This is a genomic window from Vibrio pomeroyi (genome assembly GCA_041879425.1).
Taxonomy (GTDB): Bacteria; Pseudomonadota; Gammaproteobacteria; order Enterobacterales; family Vibrionaceae; genus Vibrio; species Vibrio pomeroyi_A.
Window position 1 is genome coordinate 2434245 of the sequence record CP090854.1, and the last position, 18313, is coordinate 2452557.

The following is an 18313-nucleotide window of genomic DNA, read 5'->3' on the forward strand; positions in this document are numbered from 1 at the left end:
CGGTTCCCTTTTATTTTTTATGACTGGTCATTACCACTCTTTGTTGGTTAATCACCGTCACTAAATTTCGAGGTCTAGATTGCAAAAGATTATCCTGCGTGTCAAATAAACTAAAAACAAACCTAAAAAAAACACAAACCAATCAAAATCAATAACTTACATTTTTTTTCATTGTTTTACGAGCAAGTTATCCTTAGTTTTATCAGGAAATATAATAATCCAAAAAAAGAACAAAACAGAATTAAAAACCACAAACAATCTACAAAATGACCAAAAAGCAGAACTTAACACCTACAAGCCAGTCTTTTTTAATATTTATATTTCACAAGATAAATAAAATCGTTAAGTTCCTGATGGTTCAGTTTTTTTTTGTGAACAAGATCTACCTTTAGTTCAAAAGCAAGCTATTTCACGGTAAATGTACCGACTAGTGATATGTGCTACTATCCTCGCTCCGTTACGTAGGTCACAGTATGCTAACTACTAAAATTCAAAATTCTATTCGCACCAGTTATCAAAACCTCCAAGATCAGTTGGACAACTTTGTACCTAGACGTGCTCAAAATTACCTTGTTGCAGAAATCGCGAAGACACTTTGTGGTCAATACCACAAAAGTAATCGCATGATTGTTGCTGAAGCAGGAACGGGGATTGGTAAATCACTTGCTTATTTAATGGCGACGATTCCTGTTGCAGTGCTCAACAATCGAAAAATCGTCATTTCAACGGCGACAGTTGCACTTCAAGAACAACTCGTAAATAAAGATCTCCCTCTATATAGAAGACTTACAGATAGAGAGTTCTCTTTTATACTCGCCAAAGGTAGACAACGTTATTGCTGTGCCGAAAAGCTAGCCGCTGCTTGTGGGGTTGATGGTGGTCAGATGGCTATGTTCGAATCCAAGCCAAAGCAAAAGGACATCGAACAATTGCAAACCATGTACCGTAGCTTGACTCAAGGTAAATGGGATGGCGACCGTGACTCATGGCCGAAACCAATCGACAACATGATTTGGCAAATGATTGTCAGTGATAAACACAGCTGTAATAACAGCATGCCTACTCATAGAGACTGTCCTTTCCAAAAAGCACGCTCAGAGCTAGATAAAGCAGATGTGATTATTGCTAATCACAGCTTGGTGATGGCAGACGCTGACTTAGGTGGCGGTGTGATACTACCTGAGCCAGAGAACAGCATCTATATATTCGATGAGGCTCACCACTTACCACACGTAGCGAGAGATCACTCGTCTGCGGCGGCAAGCTTAAAAGGTGCCGCTTCATGGTTAGAGCGTTTGAATCAATCCATCACCAAGCTTTCGGGCTTGGCGGATGAAAAGCGAGTGGGTCGATTCAGGAATGAATTGCAGGATTCTGTACAACAACTGATTCCGACTCTGACTCAACTAAGCAAGCAGTTTGACGCCAGCCATTTTGAAGATGGGTTGTACCGTTTTGAACACGGTGACTTACCAGAATGGTTAGAGAACGAATCTAAAGACCTCAAACAATTGAGTCAAAAAGCGAGTCAAGCTGTCGCTAAGATTGCAGACCTTATTGCTGAGCGTGTTAAAGATGGAGAGCTTTCAGCGAAGTTAGCCGAGCCTGCGCTTGCTGAAATCGGCTTCTATATACAAAGAACGGAAAACCTAGCACAAGTTTGGCGCTTAATGGCCGAACCTAAACGCGAAAAAGGCGCGCCTTTAGCTCGCTGGCTTGAACTCAATAAAGAAAGTGAAGGCGATTTCGTCGTGAATGTTTCACCACTCGAAGTTGGTTGGCAGCTTGACCAACAGATTTGGAGCCGTTGTGTCGGTGCAGTGCTTGTTTCTGCGACCATGAGAGCACTCAACTCGTTCAGCTTTTTCTGTCACCAAGCGGGGATCAGTCAAAAAGAAGACGATGGCGTGCAATTTCTGGCTTTGGCATCACCATTTGATTATCAAAATCAAGCGGAGCTGATTGTTCCAGCCATGAAATACGAACCGCAAGCGCCTCAGTTTACCGAATATCTTATTGAAATTTTGCCTAAGGTAATAGAAGACAACAAAGCTAATCTCGTTCTATTCTCTTCTTACTGGCAAATGAATAAAGTTGCAGAAGCTTTGGCAACAGGTTTCGTTAAAAAGTCATGGGCTTTGCAGGTTCAAGGGGATACATCACGCACCGAAATCCTAAAAAAACATAAAAAGCTCATAGACCAAGGTAAAACAAGCGTTCTTTTTGGAACTGGCAGCTTTTCAGAAGGTCTTGATCTACCAGGAGAGCTTCTTGAAAACCTGGTTATTACCAAGATTCCTTTTGGCGTGCCTACGTCACCTGTAGAACAAGCACATTCAGAATATATTGAATCACGTGGCGGTAATCCTTTTATGCAGATTACGGTTCCAGAAGCGAGTAAAAAGCTTATTCAATCTGTCGGTCGACTACTGCGTAAAGAACGAGATTCTGGTAAAGTCACGATCCTTGATAGACGCATAGTCACGAAGCGATACGGGAAGTCCCTACTCGACTCACTACCGCCTTTTAAAAGAACAATAAAATACTAATTTCCCTACCCTTAAGGTAGTTATGGGCCAGTTATCGCTAGGCCCTGCATTCACAACCCAACATGATTAATCCATCGATTATTCGTGTGGCTGCCTCAACAGGCAATAACGAGAACACTAGCTATTTATGGAAATGATTGAGCCAACCATGTTGGTTATCCTCGCTCTGGTTGCATTTGCAGCGGGCTTTATTGATGCCGTCGCCGGTGGTGGTGGGATGTTAACCGTCCCAGCTTTGCTGTCGCTTGGTCTACCGCCACATATTGCGCTAGGGACGAACAAGCTCGCTGCAACATTTGCCTCATCGACCGCGGCCTTTACTTACTATCGTAAAAAGCTATTTAAGCCCGAGTGTTGGATTAACGCATTCATAGCTACCTTGATAGGCGCGACTATTGGCACTTTAACCGTTGATGCAATCAGCACGGAGTGGTTAGAGAAAGTACTACCATTAGTGATTCTTGCTGCGGCGATCTATACCATTTTTCACAAGACACCAAATGCCAACCACAACGTGTCACCGAAACCTTGCCCTGTGCTTAAGAAAAAGCAAAAGTACCAAGGTTTCATTCTTGGCTTTTATGATGGCGTTGCAGGTCCGGGAACTGGTGCATTTTGGACAGTAAGTTCTATGGCGCTTTACCGCCTAAATATCTTGCTTGCTTCAGGCCTGTCCAAAGCTATGAACTTTACCAGTAACTTCACTTCTTTAGTGACCTTTGCAATTCTTGGTCATATTGATTGGGTTCTTGGTTTAACCATGGGTGTTTGCTTAATGGCTGGAGCATTTGTAGGTGCACATTCTGCAATTCGTTTTGGTGCGACGTTTATACGACCTGTGTTTGTGACTGTGGTTAGCGTGCTTGCAATAAAACTGGCTTATGAAGCGTGGTTTGTGAACTTATAGCCACCAGTAAACGGGAAGCAAAAATGAATCAGTTTTCAAAGCTCAAAAGTGTTATCGATACCTTGATTGGCCATTGCTCTCAGGTCGATAAGTCTCGTGGCGCTTATCATCAAGCACTGTTTGATAGAGCCTTGTTTAAGTGTGGCGCTTCGACACTTCTTCCCTATGCCCTTGAAACTCAGGCGACTTATAACACAATTATTCGTGAACAGAGCACCAATCAGCTCACTTCATCACGAGCAAATTATCTGACTGAAAGGCTAACCAACCAGATTGCAGCGATTCAGCGAGAGTTAGCCAACCACGATTTGCGCCTAGATAGGAAAAGTAAATCAGGGAAAACCTTAAACGACTTGTACAACGAACTCGCACAACACCAAGATTGGCAAAAGCGGCTCGTCGATTTAGTTCAAACACGAAAGTTAGCGTTTGATTCTGCGCCACGCCACCATAAGAAAAAAGCGGAAGAGGCTTGGCAACTCGCAAAAGAACGATTGGAACGCTGTGAGGACTCAATGAAGAACATTGAGAGATTGATTAACTTAGAGAACCCTAAGCGAAATGAGCACTGATAACACATCATCACCACTGGATAACGCACCTGAAGAAGTTAAGTTAGCTGTCGACCTTATCTACTTACTCGAAAGCAACGAGATCGACCCAAAGGTTGCGTTAGAAGCAATTAAGATTGTCCAGCAAGATTTACAAGCCAAACTAGCATCTAGCATCTAGCACCTAGCACCTAGCACCTAGCACCTAGCACCTAGCACCTAGCACCTAGCACAAAAATATACAGGATTCACATGTACCAACTTAGCTTTTCTATGCCCGAGTTTCTTGAAAACTACTGGCATAAAAAACCAACCATCTTAAAAGGTGGCTTCCAAAACTTCGTCGACCCAATTTCGCCGGAAGAACTTGCTGGTTTATCGATGGAAGAAGAAGTGGATTCTCGCTTTGTTTCTAACCTCGACAACAAATGGACAGCCGAACACGGCCCGTTTACTGAAGAGAAGTTTGGTGAACTCACTGAAACACATTGGCAATTGATCGTTCAAGCAGCAAACCATTGGCATCAAGGTGCAAATCAACTGACTGAAGCGTTCCAACAATTACCAAACTGGTTGTTCGACGATCTAATGATTTGCTACTCAGCACCGGAAGGCGGTGTTGGCCCTCATATTGATCAATACGATGTATTCATTATTCAAGGCCAAGGTAAGCGTCAATGGAAAGTGGGCGCGAAAGATATTGGTCAATACAAAGAGACCGTACAAGCTTCCGCTCTACGCCAAATAGAAGGCTTTGATCCAATCATTGATGAAACTTTAGAGCCGGGCGATATTCTTTACATCCCACCAGGTTTTCCTCATGAAGGCACAACCTTAGAACCTTCAATGAGCTACTCTATTGGTTACCGTTCACCAAAAGAACAAGAGCTAATCAGCAACTTTGCGGATTTTGTACTGGCGCATGATATGGGTGACGTTCACCTGCATGATCCTGAATTCAAATCTCAAAATAACTACGGCAAGATTCGTGCGTCTGATATGAATAACCTAACGGAGATGTTGATGTCAGCGCTTGAAGAGCCAGAAACCATCAATGACTTCATGGGCTGCCTGCTAAGCCAATCACGCCACCAGCTTGATATCGTTGCGCCAGAGCCTCTATGGACTCAAGAAGAGATCGCTCAACACTTGGAGTCAGAAGGTGAAATCCATCGAGTGTCAGGTTTAAAAGCACTGTACCACGAAAGCGAAAGCAACACAGCTTACATCAATGGTGAAGTGATTAAGGTTGATGAAGCGGACTCATCATTACTCAACACACTTTGCGATGAGACTGTAATCACTTCGGCTACTGCCCTATCTCCTTCAGGCGTAACGGTCGTAACTGAATTAGTGAACAAAGGCTACTGGTTCATCGAAGAGTAAGCAGTACCAACCGCTCATTGTTTGTCAGCTTTCGAAGCAAGATATAAAAAGGGACAAATGAAGATTTCATTTGTCCCTTTTTCAATTCTAGAATTTGGTAAGTTTTAATCATTATACCTTGAACTGATTGACCAATTTCTGTTGCTGTTGAGACAGCTGATCAATTTCATTGCCCACTTGTTCAGAAGCCGCGGCTTGTTCCAAGATCTTCGCACTCAAGTCTCGAATATTAACCACACTTTGATTCACTTCACCAGACACCGATTGCTGCTCTTCTGCCGCTCTTACAATCTGATTGTTCATATCACTGATCGCTTCTATCGAAGTAAAGATCGAACCCAGATCCTCAACCGCTTTTTGAACATGTAACGCAGTATCGTTGGCAAGAATATTACCTTCTTGTATCGCCTCCACAACATCTTGAGTACCTGCATGAACCTTATCAATAACCGCTCTGATTTCACCCACTGATGATTGTGTACGGCTTGCTAAGTTTCTTACTTCATCAGCAACAACCGCAAAACCTCGTCCTTGCTCACCCGCCCTTGCCGCTTCAATAGCCGCATTAAGCGCTAACAAGTTAGTCTGTTCAGAGATCCCTTCAATGACACTTAAAATCTCTGTGATGTTTCCATTATTCTTCGCTAGCTCTTCAACAATAGGCACAGCACTCGACATGCGTTCCACCAGCTTTCTCATTTCACCAGCTGAAAGTTCGATAACTTCTTGGCCTTGCTGAGCAGAACGGTTCGCTTCGCACGCTGCGTCCACGGCAACCTCTGCGTTTTGTACCACTAAGCCTGCGGTTTGAGTCATCTCTTCTGCCGCTGTTGCAACTAAATCCACTTCTTTGAATTGAGATTCACTGCTTTCACGAGTGCTTGATGCAGAGGCTTTCGCTTGGCTAGTTGTGCTCACTACCTGTTCCGTTGTTAAAACCACTTCTTTGATTGTGTGCTGAAGCTTATCTAAGAACAGGTTAAACCCTTTCGATAACTGTCCGATTTCATCTTGAGATTTCACTTCTAAGCGCTGTGTTAAATCACCTTCACCAGAAGCAATATCATTCAACCTCTCTACTACCTGTCGAATTGGTTTAACAATAGACAGTGAAGCAAATGCGATAATAGCTAGACCAAAGAAAATAAACACAGTACCTGCGATCACTTCTGTCTTGATGCCTTCGCTTAACTTAGTACTAATGATGGAATCCAATTTATTTGCATCGGCGACGACACTCTCTCTTGGGATCTCGAACAACACGCCCCAAGTTTGGTTAGCGGCTACAACTGGAGCAAATGCGAGTAACCACTCACCGTTCTCACTCCATTGCGTTGTCACTTCGCCACCAAAGATAAAATCGGTCATCAAGTCGCTGTTTGTGTTGTTACTTTGGAAGCTCGAACCAACTGCAATGCTTGAATCATCAGAAGCAATAACAGAACCGTCTAGGCTCACCACGTAAACTGCACCTGCGCCATCAAACAAGCTTTGGTCAGATTGAGTCACTACATTGGTTAAGCCATCTAGTCTGAGATCAATCCCTAAGAAACCAATCGCCATATCATCGAGTAAGATAGGTACAGAGATTGAAGAGGTCAGTAAGGTTTTACCTCCGCTGTTCACGACTCTTGGCGTACTAATACAGGTTTGCCCTGATGACAAAGGACAGTAGAAACGCTCACTGTTGCTGTCATCACTCAATATCGATTCTGAAAGCACATTCGGCAGAACATTCTCACCGTTGTCTGCCACCTTCCAATAAGGTGCAAAGCGGCCTTTTTCGTTAGAGCCGACATAATCGGCATCCACATAGTTCGCGTCTTCACTATCGAGTAGGTCTGGCTTAAAAACTAAATATGCCCCTTGAATCGAATCGAAGTTTAAAACTGAACGACGCACCATCTCGTCCAGCGCAGTACGAAGCTCTTCACTTGGCGTAAAGTTTTCATCTGCATTGTTTTTTAGAAACTGAGCATTCGCCGCAAGCATCTCTGCGCGGTAAATAGCTTCGTCGACGTAACGTTGAGTTTCTTGAGCATTAAGCTGAGAAACAGACGCCAACAACTGCTGAGTTTTATTGATAACTGATTCTGAGCTTTGAGATTTGATGACTTGTTGATTGCTCGTCGCGTTATAGATCGAGAAACCAATAAGAGACAGTGAAGTAATGATTAGGCAACAACCTGCTAAGAGGGTTATTTTCCACTGTACCGATAGAGAGCGCATTTAATATCCTTATTTAAGCCAAAAGACTTCCTTAACCATAACTCCCACATTGATAACGAATTGCTGTCCACAATGTTAAAGAGTTAGACGAATAGCTTAGCGGATGATTACAGCACAATTTGCACACATATAAAACGAAAGTTTACATAAATGTTAATAAGTCGTGTTTTTTGTCTTTTGTTACTGTGATTTCAAGAGCTTTCAGCTTGTCACGCCAAGTTAAACTATTGAAGCTAGAACGCCCAACTAGCAGTGTTCGCGGTTTAGAGAGATATTTGAACTAACACTATTAATGGGAATATTGCTTTATCAAAGAGACATTTCAAGGAAGCCCATCCCACACACTCTGCATCTCTAAAACACAGCAATTTCGGATTATTTTTTCTAATTCAAGTTATAGATTTTTATCTTGATCAACTTCACATTTATTGATTGCTAAGTCGTCAATCAAGCTCTAATATCTCGCGCCTAGATTCCCTGAATACTTTATTAATTTGGCTCTCCTTAATGGAGCGCTAAGGTTTTTTACGTCTTTAATTTTTGGAGAGATACGCAAATGTCTGCCTCGTTTCCATTAGCGAAACTTACCTTTTTAATCGCTATCCTGACAGCCGTAGGTCAAATGACTCAAACGATGTACGTGCCTTCTATCGGTCATATGGCGGGTGAGTTCTTGGTTTCTGCGTCTTCACTTCAAGCTGTGATGGCGTGCTACTTGATCCCTTATGGTCTATCGCAATTTGTTTATGGTCCGCTTTCTGATCGACTAGGTCGTAAACCTATCATCGTTGCAGGTTTGATCATCTACATCATAGGTACTTTGGTGGCGTTGTTCGCCCATGAATATCAATGGTTCCTAGTGGGTAGCTTTATCCAAGGTTTAGGCATAGGTTGTGGCGGTGCGATGTCTCGTACATTGACTCGTGACTGTTTTGAAGGCGCAGAGCTGCACCGTGCAAATAGCTTAATCAGCATGTGTGTGATTTTCTCACCTCTGATGGCGCCTGTTTTAGGTGGTTACCTAACAGAAGCTTTCGGTTGGCGTTCTAGCTACTTGTTCCTTGCACTGTTTGGTATCGCTGTTGTTATCACCATGATGACGAGCATGATGGAAACTCTGCCTAAAGAACGACGCAAAAACGAGTCGGTTGTAAACAGCTACAAATTCGTTCTGTCTGACAAACGTTTCCAAGGCTTCTTACTAATACTGGTCGCAACCTTTGCTGGCGTAGCTGTATTTGAAGCAGCGGCAGGCGTACTGCTTGGCGGCGTACTTGGTCTACCTGCAACCACAGTAAGCTTGCTGTTTGTCTTACCCATTCCGGGTTACTTAGTGGGTGCAGGCTTATCTAGTTACATCGCACAACGTCGCTCTGAACGCCGCGCACTGAATGTTGGCTTAGTGTCGATCTTGGTTGGCTCAGCAGTGGTCTTGATACCGGGGCTGTTTGGTCAAACGACAGCATTGACTTTGGTTGGCGGTGCAGCGATTTACTTCTTGGGCGCTGGTATCTTATTCCCGGCGGCTACAACAGGTGCACTTTCGCCATTCCCATACCACGCAGGTACAGGAGGCGCGATCTTAGGTGGTATGCAGAACCTAGGTGCTGGTATCGCAACACTATTGGCATCGTTCTTCCCGGCTCAAGACCAACTGCCACTCGGTTGTTTGATGATTGCAATGTCATTTATCGTGATGCTTGGTTTACGTTGGGTTAATCGTAAACCTGACCACTCAAACGAAATGCCACTGGCTATCTAAAATAAAACTCGAGTCCTGCCCATACGAAGAAAAGGGACATACTGAAAAGTGTGTCCCTTTTTGTTGCACGCTTACCCTCACGTCTACCTCAATTTCATTTAACATTACTTTGATTTTTTGAAAACAATAACAGACACTTACCTTGAAAGTGCATATCCAGAATCCAATTATAAATAACATCACTGGAAGAAAACCACGATACCTAGGCTCTGATAGAAAAGGATGCTGGCATTAAAACGAGTAAGGTGCACACTAAGGATATACAGATGCGTTTCGCTTTAACCACATTAGCCGTATCGGTGGCGCTTGTCGCCGGATGCAGCCATCAAGGAATAACAACCATGAAACACTACTCTCCATCGCAACTCGTCGCTCAGCAGACACAAGCTCCTGTTGCTAAGAAAGTCCCTCATGCAATGACGATTCATGGTGATACTCGAATCGATAATTACTACTGGATGCGCGATGATGAACGCCAAGATCCAGAGATCTTGCAGCATCTTGAGCAAGAGAACCTGTACGCAGAGACTGTGCTGGTGCATACAGAATCAACACAAAAACAGTTATTTGAAGAGATCAAAGGCCGAATCGCGAAAGACGACAATTCAGTACCGGTTCGTAAAGGCAGCTACTACTACTCGAATAAAGTCACGGGTGACAACGAATATCCGGTTCACTTGCGTGAAAAAGACTTTTTAGGCACGGACAAGCAAGTCATCTTAGACGTTAATGAACTAGCAAAAGAACATGAATTCTTCAGTATTGGTGGCTTAACGATCAGCCCAGACGAAAACTTGTTGGCCTATGGTGAAGATACCCTGAGTCGCCGCATTTACACCATCAAGATTAAAGACCTCACCACTGGTGAATACCTAAACGACGAAATTGAAGGTGCTTCGAGTGCTATCGCGTGGCAAAACGATAGCCAAGCCTTTTACTACATCAAGAAAGATCCACAAACACTGCTAGGTTACCAAGTTTACCGCCACGTATTAGGCACACCTCAAACAAGCGATGAGTTAATCTACGAAGAAATCGACAGCGCTTACTACACCTCATTGAGCAAAAGCAAAGATGGTGAAGAGGTCTACATTTGGCACTCGAGCACAGAAACCAGTGGTGTTTCAGTCATCGATGCCAACAATCCACAGGCTAAAGCCGAAGCTTTCTACCCAAAAGAGACTGGAATTGAGTACAGCATCGCTAAACTGGGTGATTGGTATTACATCTACACCAACTACCAAGCGGTCAACTTTCGTTTAATGAAAGTCGCAGCTGAAGACATGCATGACCGCTCAAAATGGGTCGATGTCATTGCAGCGGACGATAACACTCAGCTTGTTGATTTCGAGTTGTTTGATGACCATCTTGTTTACGAGCAACGTGCGGATGGCTTGTCGACAGTCACGGTTCGCCAGCTCTCAACAGGCAAAGAGTTCCCACTTGAATTTAACGACACCGCTTTTGCCGCTTACCTAACGAGTAACTATGAGTTAGATAACTCAAAAGTTCGAATCTATTACAGCAGCTTGACTACACCGGGGACTTACTACGATTTCGACCTGAGTACGGGTGAGTCTGAAATCAAAAAGCAAACACCAGTATTAGGTGATTTCGAAGCGGATAATTACCAATCAGAGCGAATCATGGTTACGGCTCGCGATGGCAAGCAAGTGCCTGTCTCTTTGGTTTATCGCAAAGACTTATTCAAGAAAGACGGTACTAACCCTATCTACCAATACGGCTACGGATCTTACGGTTCAACCATTGAACCGACCTTCAGCTCGACTCGTCTCAGCCTGCTTGATAGAGGCTTCGTTTTTGCGATAGCTCACATCCGCGGTTCAGAAATGCTAGGGCGACCTTGGTATGAAGACGGCAAAAAACTGACCAAACAAAACACGTTCAATGACTTTATCGATGTAACTAAAGGTCTAGTTGAAGAAGGTTATGGTGCTAAAGATAAAGTATTCGCGGTAGGCGGTTCAGCCGGCGGTTTATTAATGGGAGCTATTATCAACCAAGCACCGGAATTATACAGAGGCATTGGAGCTCATGTTCCGTTTGTTGATGTAGTAACAACCATGCTTGACGAGTCGATTCCTCTTACGACTAACGAGTACGATGAATGGGGCAATCCTAACAATAAAACCTACTATGACTACATGCTGAGTTACTCACCGTACGACAACATTAAGGTACAAAACTACCCGAACATGTTGGTAACGACAGGCCTGCATGACTCACAGGTGCAATACTTTGAGCCAATGAAATGGGTGGCGAAGCTGCGTGAAATGAAAACAGACAACAATGTGTTGCTGTTCAAAACCGATATGGAGGCCGGTCACGGTGGCGCTTCTGGTCGATTTAAACGATTGAAAGAAGACGCACTCGAATACGCGTTCTTTTTAGATTTACTAAAGACTCAATAGATTCTACGTAACTGTAAGTATTCACATCATTTAATGTCGCCATTTTGTCTCTACAAAGTGGCGACAGAAATTATTAAGCATGGTTAAATACGATGAACCATGAAATCCACCAAATCAAAAACCTTTAAAAACAAGCAGTGACAAAGGTTTACGAGAGGTATAAAAACAAATGAAAGTAATTAGCTTCAACATCAACGGCCTAAGAGCCCGCCTTCACCAACTGCAAGCTGTTATCGACAAACACCAACCGGACGTAATTGGTCTGCAAGAGATAAAAGTACACGATGAAGCCTTCCCTGTTTCTGATGTTGAAGCAATGGGCTACAAGGTTTACTTTCACGGCCAAAAAGCACACTACGGTGTGGCTATGCTGTGTAAGCAAGAGCCAATCTCTGTTCAGAAAGGTTTTCCAACCGACAATGAAGACCATCAAAAGCGTATGATCATGGCGACGTTTGAAGATGAAAACGGTGAAAAGGTTACAGTACTAAATGGTTACTTCCCTCAAGGGGATAACATCAAGCATGAAACCAAATACCCGTACAAGCGCGAGTTCTACAAAGACTTGATGACTTACCTAAACGATTACCACAATAAAGATGAACAAGTGATCGTAATGGGCGACATTAATATTAGCCCAATTGATGCTGACATCGGCATTGGTGAACCTAATGCGAAACGTTGGTTGAAAACCGGTAAGTGTTCTTTCCAACCAGAAGAACGTGAATGGCTAAAAACTCTGATGGATTGGGGTTTTGTAGATAGCTTCCGTTTACTGCACCCTGAAGTAAACGATCAATACTCTTGGTTTGATTACCGTTCAAAAGGTTTCGTAGACAACCGCGGTCTGCGTATTGATGTAGTCCTAGCAACTCAGAAACTTGCTGATAAGTGCACTGAAGCTGGCATCGACTATGAGCTACGTGGCATTGAAAAACCGTCTGATCACGCGCCAATTTGGTCGACTTTTAAGTAATTAGCTCGTTTAACTCGTTTTCTTGTTTAACTAATTAAAAAAGAAAGGAGAGTTGGAATTACCCACTCTCCTTTTTCATATCCATATTTATCGCTAAAGCAAATCGGTTGCTACCGAGCTATCAAAGAGGCCAAACAGCACTTCCATCCACATCCAATGGATACTTCGCAAAGTCATCTAAACAATAGCCAGTATTCTCAGAAGCAAAATACTTAAGAGGCATGGTGGTTAAATTCAAACTTCCCACCTGCTGTTTCGCCTTATTATCAAAGCTAAAGCCCCACATATCCAAGTACGCTCGCATATCTCGTTGAGTCACATAGCTCATCGCGATCAATTGCCAATCATCACTAGAAATAGCTTTTGCCTCTTCTAGAGTGTAATCAGAGAAACCTATCGAGCCTCGATTTGCACTCCATAGTTCTTCTGATTTTGCCAAACGATTAAACTCTCGCTCTATCGTATGCAAACGTCCCAGTAAGTGCCAACCCGTAGTCAAAATCCCCTGCTCTTGCGCCAACATCATCATCTGAATATAGATGCGTGCACCCCAGCTCCAATTCGCTTGGTTCTGAGTAGCCATATAAGCATTCGGGTCGATTTCCAAACGACTCTGTTTAAGTATTTCGAATTGACCTTTGAAGTCTAAACCTTGGCAAGCCGATATCTTTCCCGTCTCTTGATAATAACGAGACTTACTGTAATAGGAGTAGTAGTTCGTCGTAGAGTGGCCTTCCCAACCAGAGAAACGAAAGCGACTCTTCTCAAGCCCATGCCCTAATTCATGTAAATCACCATGCCCTAGAGGATCAAAAGACCAATAAGCATCGTAAGGGTTTCCTGAACAACCGTAACCACAGTTCGCTTGGTCGGCGTTCATATGCTTCACAATATCAATGGTTTCAACCTGCCAACCCTGATTTTTTGCGTATTGCTGAATTTCATCAATGACATCAATTCCCGGGCCTTCAAAACCAGCAAGCGCATGAGGTAAGTTATGAACGTAACGCTCTGTTGCTAATGCCATATCTTGTGGCTTATCCCATCGCGCAGGGCTTACTGAATCCTGCATTTTTTCTAGCTTTGAGTGAACTTCAAATCCCGGAGTAATCAGCTCGGTCCAATCAAAGTTTCCTTCCTCAAGCTGTGCAACAAAACTGTCGTTGTCTGCCTCACTGCGCCAAACAGGATGCTGCGCGACATTTTCAAAGCGCAGCTCCACATCAATATCATTGGTATCAAAATGAACCTGTAATGTCCCACCATAGGCTGATGTGAGATAAATCGTCTCTCCCGGTTTCACTGGATAGGTTACCGAGGTGAGAAATTTTGGCCGAGCGTAACCGTCATTACCTGAAAACTCGTGTGTTGCGCCGCTACGCAATGTATTAAATGCAATAGACGTAGAGACTTCGTTACTGTCTAAGCGAGTCACCTTAATTGTCTTACCCGGCAAGGCATATACACCAGCAGACCGAAAGTTTCTCTTGGACTCCAAAGCAATTGTTTTTGTGACTAGCGGAACGTTCTCAAAACTCTTAGTACTAAAATTACCTAGACTTGGTTGCGCCGCGTTATACACGCGACTGTTGTATACCGCGTAATCACTGTAATAAGAACGAAGAAAATCAATCCTCTCTGTCACGCCTTTACCCATTGGGTACTGAACATCTTGACGGTAATGGTCAGCAAGTAGCAGTAACAGCTTTTCATATTCGTAATCATCCGTTGTAAACAGATCCACTTTCTTACTATCAAGCGATGTTAGATGGGAACGAATACTGTTTGCGGCAATATAGAACTCCTCATCCATATTGGATTCATCAGGGCAAGATTTATCATCACAGGTATTTAAGTCAGCAGTGAAGCTATCGTCTTTCAATCTCTGTAAAAGTGCTTGTTGTTGAACAATGTTATCCGGAACCTGATTAATAAGCTGTGTAGAATCCCAATTAGACAGGCCGAGCTTGCGCCAATAGTTGTCACCAACGTAGGTCATGTGCATTTCAGCAAACAAGGCATTACCTAAGTCCGTCATGCCGCCATTAAGATGCAGGTACAACACAGGAATGTTCTCGCTGAACGCGAGGCGTACCCCCTTAAGAACATCGTCTATGCTATCGCCAGTATTAAGCTTTTGAGACACGATCAACAAATCAGGGTCATTGGCTTCAAGGCACTGGCTTAACTGACTGCCATCACAAGTATTGTCTGCGTTTATAACCATAGAAGCGTTAACATTGTCGGTTAACCAGTTTCGTGTCGCTTGGTCATCAGGAAAGTAATGAGACTGATCAAGCTGAGCTAACACGACATTCTGGGGTACATCAGTACCTGAAACCCAAGTCACCAAGTTCTTCAACCAAGTGTTCATCTCGTCATTGACAGAATCAGGGAAACGTTGCTTCGTTCTAAAAGGGTTACTCGCTAATGCTGCATAGCGACTGTTGTCTGATGTATAACCAGCAATACCTATCACTAACTCTTGATCATCATATCCATCAATCATCGCTTTATTAGTTTTTAAGACGACATCATTAAAGCCATAGGTAGGTAAGATAATTGCTGTGTCATGGGTTGGATCCCAATGAAGATTGCGTAACGGCTCCCCATCTGAGTTTTGAGATAAAGCTTGTTTAATCAGATTGTAATCCGAGTTGTATCGAGTCACTAAAGCTTGGCTAGCTTCAATAAATTCATTAGAGTCAGTCACATACGAGGCATCGCCCGTGGACAATGCCTTTTGTACTGCTGTTTGTGGAGTAGGAGTAATATCAGGGTCACCGCTTCCGTCACCTCCGCTCCCTTCTCCACCAGAACCACCAGAACCACCAGAACCACCAGAACCACCAGAACCACCAGAACCACCAGAACCAGTTTGGGCACTTTCACCGCCGCTACCACCTCCGCATCCTAAAAGTGACAGGGCAATAACACAAAGAACCAAATTGGATAGTAAGTTACTCTTTTTCATCATTATTCCATGCAACAACAAAATTCCGCCGAGTCTATCTATAGTTAAATCTAAAGCAATTATTCTAATGAATGTGTAAGCACAATTTGAAGCAAGTTAACTGTTTTGAAAAATCGATAGTTCTCCGAGATAAACCTATCCAAGGTCGTCACTGATTTTTCTTGTGATACAAAAAACGGCGCTCAATGAGCGCCGTTTTGTTAACTATGTAAAATGCAATTAGCTAAGTGGTCTTAGGTAAGCAAGGAAACGTTTCTCTGCGAATTTGAAAATCGCGATGATGATGAACGTTAACGCCATGTAGAACAGACCTGCTGTTAAGAAAGACTCAAATGGAGCGTAGTAACGAGAGTTAACCAAACGTGCAGCACCGGTTAGATCCATAATCGTTACGATACCCGCAACGGCTGAACCGTGAAGCATGAAGATGACTTCGTTACTGTAAGCCGGCAATGCGCGACGCAGAGCGCTTGGCAAAATGATACGGCGGTAAGTCATTGGTGTGCTCATGCCGTAAGCTTTTGCTGCTTCAACTTCGCCTTTCGGTAAGCCGTTAATCGCACCACGAATGATCTCTGCGGTATAAGCTGACGTGTTAAGAATGAATGCCACCAAAGCACAGAACCACGCGTTTTCCCATAATGTGTCTTTCACTGGGAAGAATTGGTCCATACCGTAGTAAATCAGGTACAGCTGAACCAGTAATGGCGTACCACGGAAGAAATAGATGAATGACCAAGCCGGAGCATTAATCAGCATATTTGGGCTGTTACGAGCGATCGCTAATGGTATGGCTACGAATAAGCCAATAATCAGAGCGACACAAACCATCCAAGCCGTTGTCCATAAACCACCAAGGTAAATCGGCAGGCTTTCAATTATCAATGAAAAGTCCATAACTACCTCGCGTGGATACTAAATTTACGTTCAACTAGCTTAAGTAAGCCCGTTGAAACACTGGTGAAGAATAAGAAGATAATCGCCACTGTCATGTAGAAAGTGAATGGCATTTTGGTTGAACCCGCCGCCAGTGCACTAACACGTACCATGTCTTCTAGGCCAATAATCGAAACCAGCGCGGTGGTTTTAAGTAATACCAGCCAGTTGTTACCAAAACCCGGTAATGCATGACGAATCATCTGTGGTAACAGTATGCGGTGAAACGCCTTTACAGGGCTCATACCATAAGCTTTTGCCGCTTCCATCTCACCGCCGTCGACAGCCATGATCGCACCGCGGAATGTTTCTGCCATGTAAGCACCAAAGATGAAGCCTATGGTTAAGACACCAGCAACAAATGGGCTGACATCAATGTAATCAGGTAGGTAAGAGGTCCATTCGTGGTTAGGATCACTGGATGCAAACCACTCGTTGAGCCACTCATTGATGGAATACAAACTGTTGTTTAAAAGGATTTGTCCACCAAAGAAAATCAGCATCATCAATACGAGATCTGGAATGCCTCGAATGACAGTTGTGTAGAGGGTTGCAATAGCACGAGCCCAGCGATAAGGCGCGAGTTTTGCTAAGGCACCTAGCATACCAAGAACCATAGCTAAAATTAGCGACAGCAAGGCAACTTCGATTGTGAGCACCGCTCCTTTCAGGATCGACGCTTCATATCCTTGTAAATCAAACATAATGGATTCCAACAGAACTACGAAAAAGTTGGTAAGACAGGGAGAGGAGAACCTCTCCCTTAAGAATTGACGCTAAAGATTACTGACCGTATACGTCGTAGTTGAAGTATTTAGCCGCGATATCTTGGTAAATGCCTTTTTCACGTAGTGAAAGGATTGCCGCATCTAATTGCTTAGTCAGATCTTTGTCTTGCTTACGTAGAGCAATACCAAAGCCTTCGCCGAACCACTTAGGATCAGTTAGTGATGGACCAACGAATTCGTAGTCTTCACCACCCGCTTTGTTCAGCACGCCTTCTTCTAGAGCAGATGCATCACCTAGTACAGCAGCAACACGACCGTTTGCTAGATCAAGGTAAGCTTCGTCGAATGAACCGTAACGAACGATCTCTACAGTGTCACCGTAGTTGTCTGTTAGGTATTTATCGTGAGTTGTTGCACGTTGAACGGCAATCTTTTGACCGCTTAGATCATCAAAGTTAAGGCCTGCACCTTTCTTAGCGATGAACTTGTTTGGGATAAGTGCGTATTTACCAGTGAAGTCGATTTTTTTCTTACGTTCTTCCGTGATAGACATTGCCGCGATGATCGCATCATATTTACGAGCAAGTAGAGAAGGAATAATACCATCCCAGTCTTGTGCAACGATCTTACACTGCACCTGCATTTCAGTACAAAGCGCGTTAGCCATATCGACATCGAAGCCTTTCAGTGAACCGTCAGCTTCTGTCCAGCTAAATGGAGGGTAAGCACCTTCAATACCAAAGCGTACTGTTTTCCATTCTTTTGCTTGAGCTACGCCCGTTGCAGCAGTTGCAGCAGTTGCAGCAAGTGCTGCGACTAATAACCACTTTTTCATATCCCTACTCCTGTGATTTAGGTTTTTATGTTTTGCTAATTTTAATAT

At 43.6% G+C, this 18313-nt stretch carries 13 protein-coding genes; 8 read left to right on the forward strand and 5 right to left on the reverse strand.

The window, feature by feature from the left end:
- The first annotated feature begins 473 nt into the window (after positions 1 to 473).
- The 5 genes from dinG to L0992_10650 all read left to right on the forward strand — a co-directional run bounded on the left by dinG (position 474) and on the right by L0992_10650 (position 5393).
- Positions 474 to 2549 (forward strand): ATP-dependent DNA helicase DinG, encoded by a 2076-nt coding sequence (gene dinG, locus L0992_10630; protein XGB66176.1) that lies wholly within the window; start codon positions 474 to 476, stop codon positions 2547 to 2549.
- A gap of 127 nt (positions 2550 to 2676) precedes the next feature.
- Positions 2677 to 3456 carry a TSUP family transporter gene (locus L0992_10635; protein XGB66177.1) on the forward strand — a complete coding sequence of 260 codons (780 nt, stop codon included), beginning with the start codon at positions 2677 to 2679 and terminating at the stop codon, positions 3454 to 3456.
- 23 nt (positions 3457 to 3479) lie between these two features.
- Positions 3480 to 4028 carry a primosomal replication protein gene (locus L0992_10640; GenBank protein ID XGB66178.1) on the forward strand — a complete coding sequence of 183 codons (549 nt, stop codon included), beginning with the start codon at positions 3480 to 3482 and terminating at the stop codon, positions 4026 to 4028.
- Positions 4018 to 4188: a pleiotropic regulatory protein RsmS gene (gene rsmS, locus L0992_10645; GenBank protein ID XGB66179.1), complete on the forward strand. Its 171-nt coding sequence runs from the start codon at positions 4018 to 4020 to the stop codon at positions 4186 to 4188. Before L0992_10640 ends, rsmS begins: the two co-directional genes overlap by 11 nt.
- 71 nt (positions 4189 to 4259) lie before the next feature.
- The gene (locus L0992_10650) at positions 4260 to 5393 is read left to right on the forward strand and encodes a cupin domain-containing protein (GenBank protein ID XGB66180.1); all 1134 of its coding nucleotides are present in this window, start codon (positions 4260 to 4262) and stop codon (positions 5391 to 5393) included.
- A 111-nt stretch (positions 5394 to 5504) separates the two neighbouring features.
- On the opposite strand, the gene L0992_10655 is transcribed toward L0992_10650, so the two are convergent.
- Complete coding sequence (locus L0992_10655) at positions 5505 to 7622, reverse strand: methyl-accepting chemotaxis protein (GenBank protein XGB66181.1); 2118 nt, start codon at positions 7620 to 7622, stop codon at positions 5505 to 5507.
- Between the two features lie 556 nt (positions 7623 to 8178).
- On the opposite strand from L0992_10655, the gene emrD reads away from it, so the two are divergent.
- The 3 genes from emrD (at position 8179) to xthA (ending at position 12792) form a co-directional block, all read left to right on the forward strand.
- Complete coding sequence (gene emrD, locus L0992_10660) at positions 8179 to 9384, forward strand: multidrug efflux MFS transporter EmrD (GenBank protein ID XGB66182.1); 1206 nt, start codon at positions 8179 to 8181, stop codon at positions 9382 to 9384.
- A 341-nt stretch (positions 9385 to 9725) separates the two neighbouring features.
- Positions 9726 to 11816, forward strand: a complete 2091-nt coding sequence (locus tag L0992_10665; GenBank protein XGB68720.1) for a S9 family peptidase — start codon at positions 9726 to 9728, stop codon at positions 11814 to 11816.
- A 169-nt stretch (positions 11817 to 11985) separates the two neighbouring features.
- Positions 11986 to 12792 carry an exodeoxyribonuclease III gene (xthA, locus tag L0992_10670; GenBank protein ID XGB66183.1) on the forward strand — a complete coding sequence of 269 codons (807 nt, stop codon included), beginning with the start codon at positions 11986 to 11988 and terminating at the stop codon, positions 12790 to 12792.
- A gap of 121 nt (positions 12793 to 12913) precedes the next feature.
- On the opposite strand, the gene L0992_10675 is transcribed toward xthA, so the two are convergent.
- From L0992_10675 to L0992_10690, 4 genes are all read right to left on the reverse strand, one after another.
- Complete coding sequence (locus tag L0992_10675) at positions 12914 to 15766, reverse strand: ImpA family metalloprotease (GenBank protein XGB66184.1); 2853 nt, start codon at positions 15764 to 15766, stop codon at positions 12914 to 12916.
- 219 nt (positions 15767 to 15985) lie between these two features.
- Positions 15986 to 16663: an ABC transporter permease gene (locus L0992_10680; GenBank protein ID XGB66185.1), complete on the reverse strand. Its 678-nt coding sequence runs from the start codon at positions 16661 to 16663 to the stop codon at positions 15986 to 15988.
- 2 nt (positions 16664 to 16665) lie between these two features.
- Positions 16666 to 17406 (reverse strand): ABC transporter permease, encoded by a 741-nt coding sequence (locus L0992_10685; GenBank protein ID XGB66186.1) that lies wholly within the window; start codon positions 17404 to 17406, stop codon positions 16666 to 16668.
- A gap of 79 nt (positions 17407 to 17485) precedes the next feature.
- Positions 17486 to 18265 (reverse strand): ABC transporter substrate-binding protein, encoded by a 780-nt coding sequence (locus L0992_10690; GenBank protein ID XGB66187.1) that lies wholly within the window; start codon positions 18263 to 18265, stop codon positions 17486 to 17488.
- Positions 18266 to 18313: the final 48 nt, after the last annotated feature.

What these genes read in the sequence shown, in the direction of transcription:
- dinG (XGB66176.1), top strand. Translation starts at nt 474, where the DNA reads ATGCTAACTACTAAAATTCAAAATTCTATTCGCACCAGTTATCAAAAC.
- L0992_10635 (XGB66177.1), top strand. Translation starts at nt 2,677, where the DNA reads ATGGAAATGATTGAGCCAACCATGTTGGTTATCCTCGCTCTGGTTGCA.
- L0992_10640 (XGB66178.1), top strand. Translation starts at nt 3,480, where the DNA reads ATGAATCAGTTTTCAAAGCTCAAAAGTGTTATCGATACCTTGATTGGC.
- rsmS (XGB66179.1), top strand. Translation starts at nt 4,018, where the DNA reads ATGAGCACTGATAACACATCATCACCACTGGATAACGCACCTGAAGAA.
- L0992_10650 (XGB66180.1), top strand. Translation starts at nt 4,260, where the DNA reads ATGTACCAACTTAGCTTTTCTATGCCCGAGTTTCTTGAAAACTACTGG.
- L0992_10655 (XGB66181.1), bottom strand. Translation starts at nt 7,622, where the DNA reads ATGCGCTCTCTATCGGTACAGTGGAAAATAACCCTCTTAGCAGGTTGT.
- emrD (XGB66182.1), top strand. Translation starts at nt 8,179, where the DNA reads ATGTCTGCCTCGTTTCCATTAGCGAAACTTACCTTTTTAATCGCTATC.
- L0992_10665 (XGB68720.1), top strand. Translation starts at nt 9,726, where the DNA reads ATGAAACACTACTCTCCATCGCAACTCGTCGCTCAGCAGACACAAGCT.
- xthA (XGB66183.1), top strand. Translation starts at nt 11,986, where the DNA reads ATGAAAGTAATTAGCTTCAACATCAACGGCCTAAGAGCCCGCCTTCAC.
- L0992_10675 (XGB66184.1), bottom strand. Translation starts at nt 15,766, where the DNA reads ATGAAAAAGAGTAACTTACTATCCAATTTGGTTCTTTGTGTTATTGCC.
- L0992_10680 (XGB66185.1), bottom strand. Translation starts at nt 16,663, where the DNA reads ATGGACTTTTCATTGATAATTGAAAGCCTGCCGATTTACCTTGGTGGT.
- L0992_10685 (XGB66186.1), bottom strand. Translation starts at nt 17,406, where the DNA reads ATGTTTGATTTACAAGGATATGAAGCGTCGATCCTGAAAGGAGCGGTG.
- L0992_10690 (XGB66187.1), bottom strand. Translation starts at nt 18,265, where the DNA reads ATGAAAAAGTGGTTATTAGTCGCAGCACTTGCTGCAACTGCTGCAACT.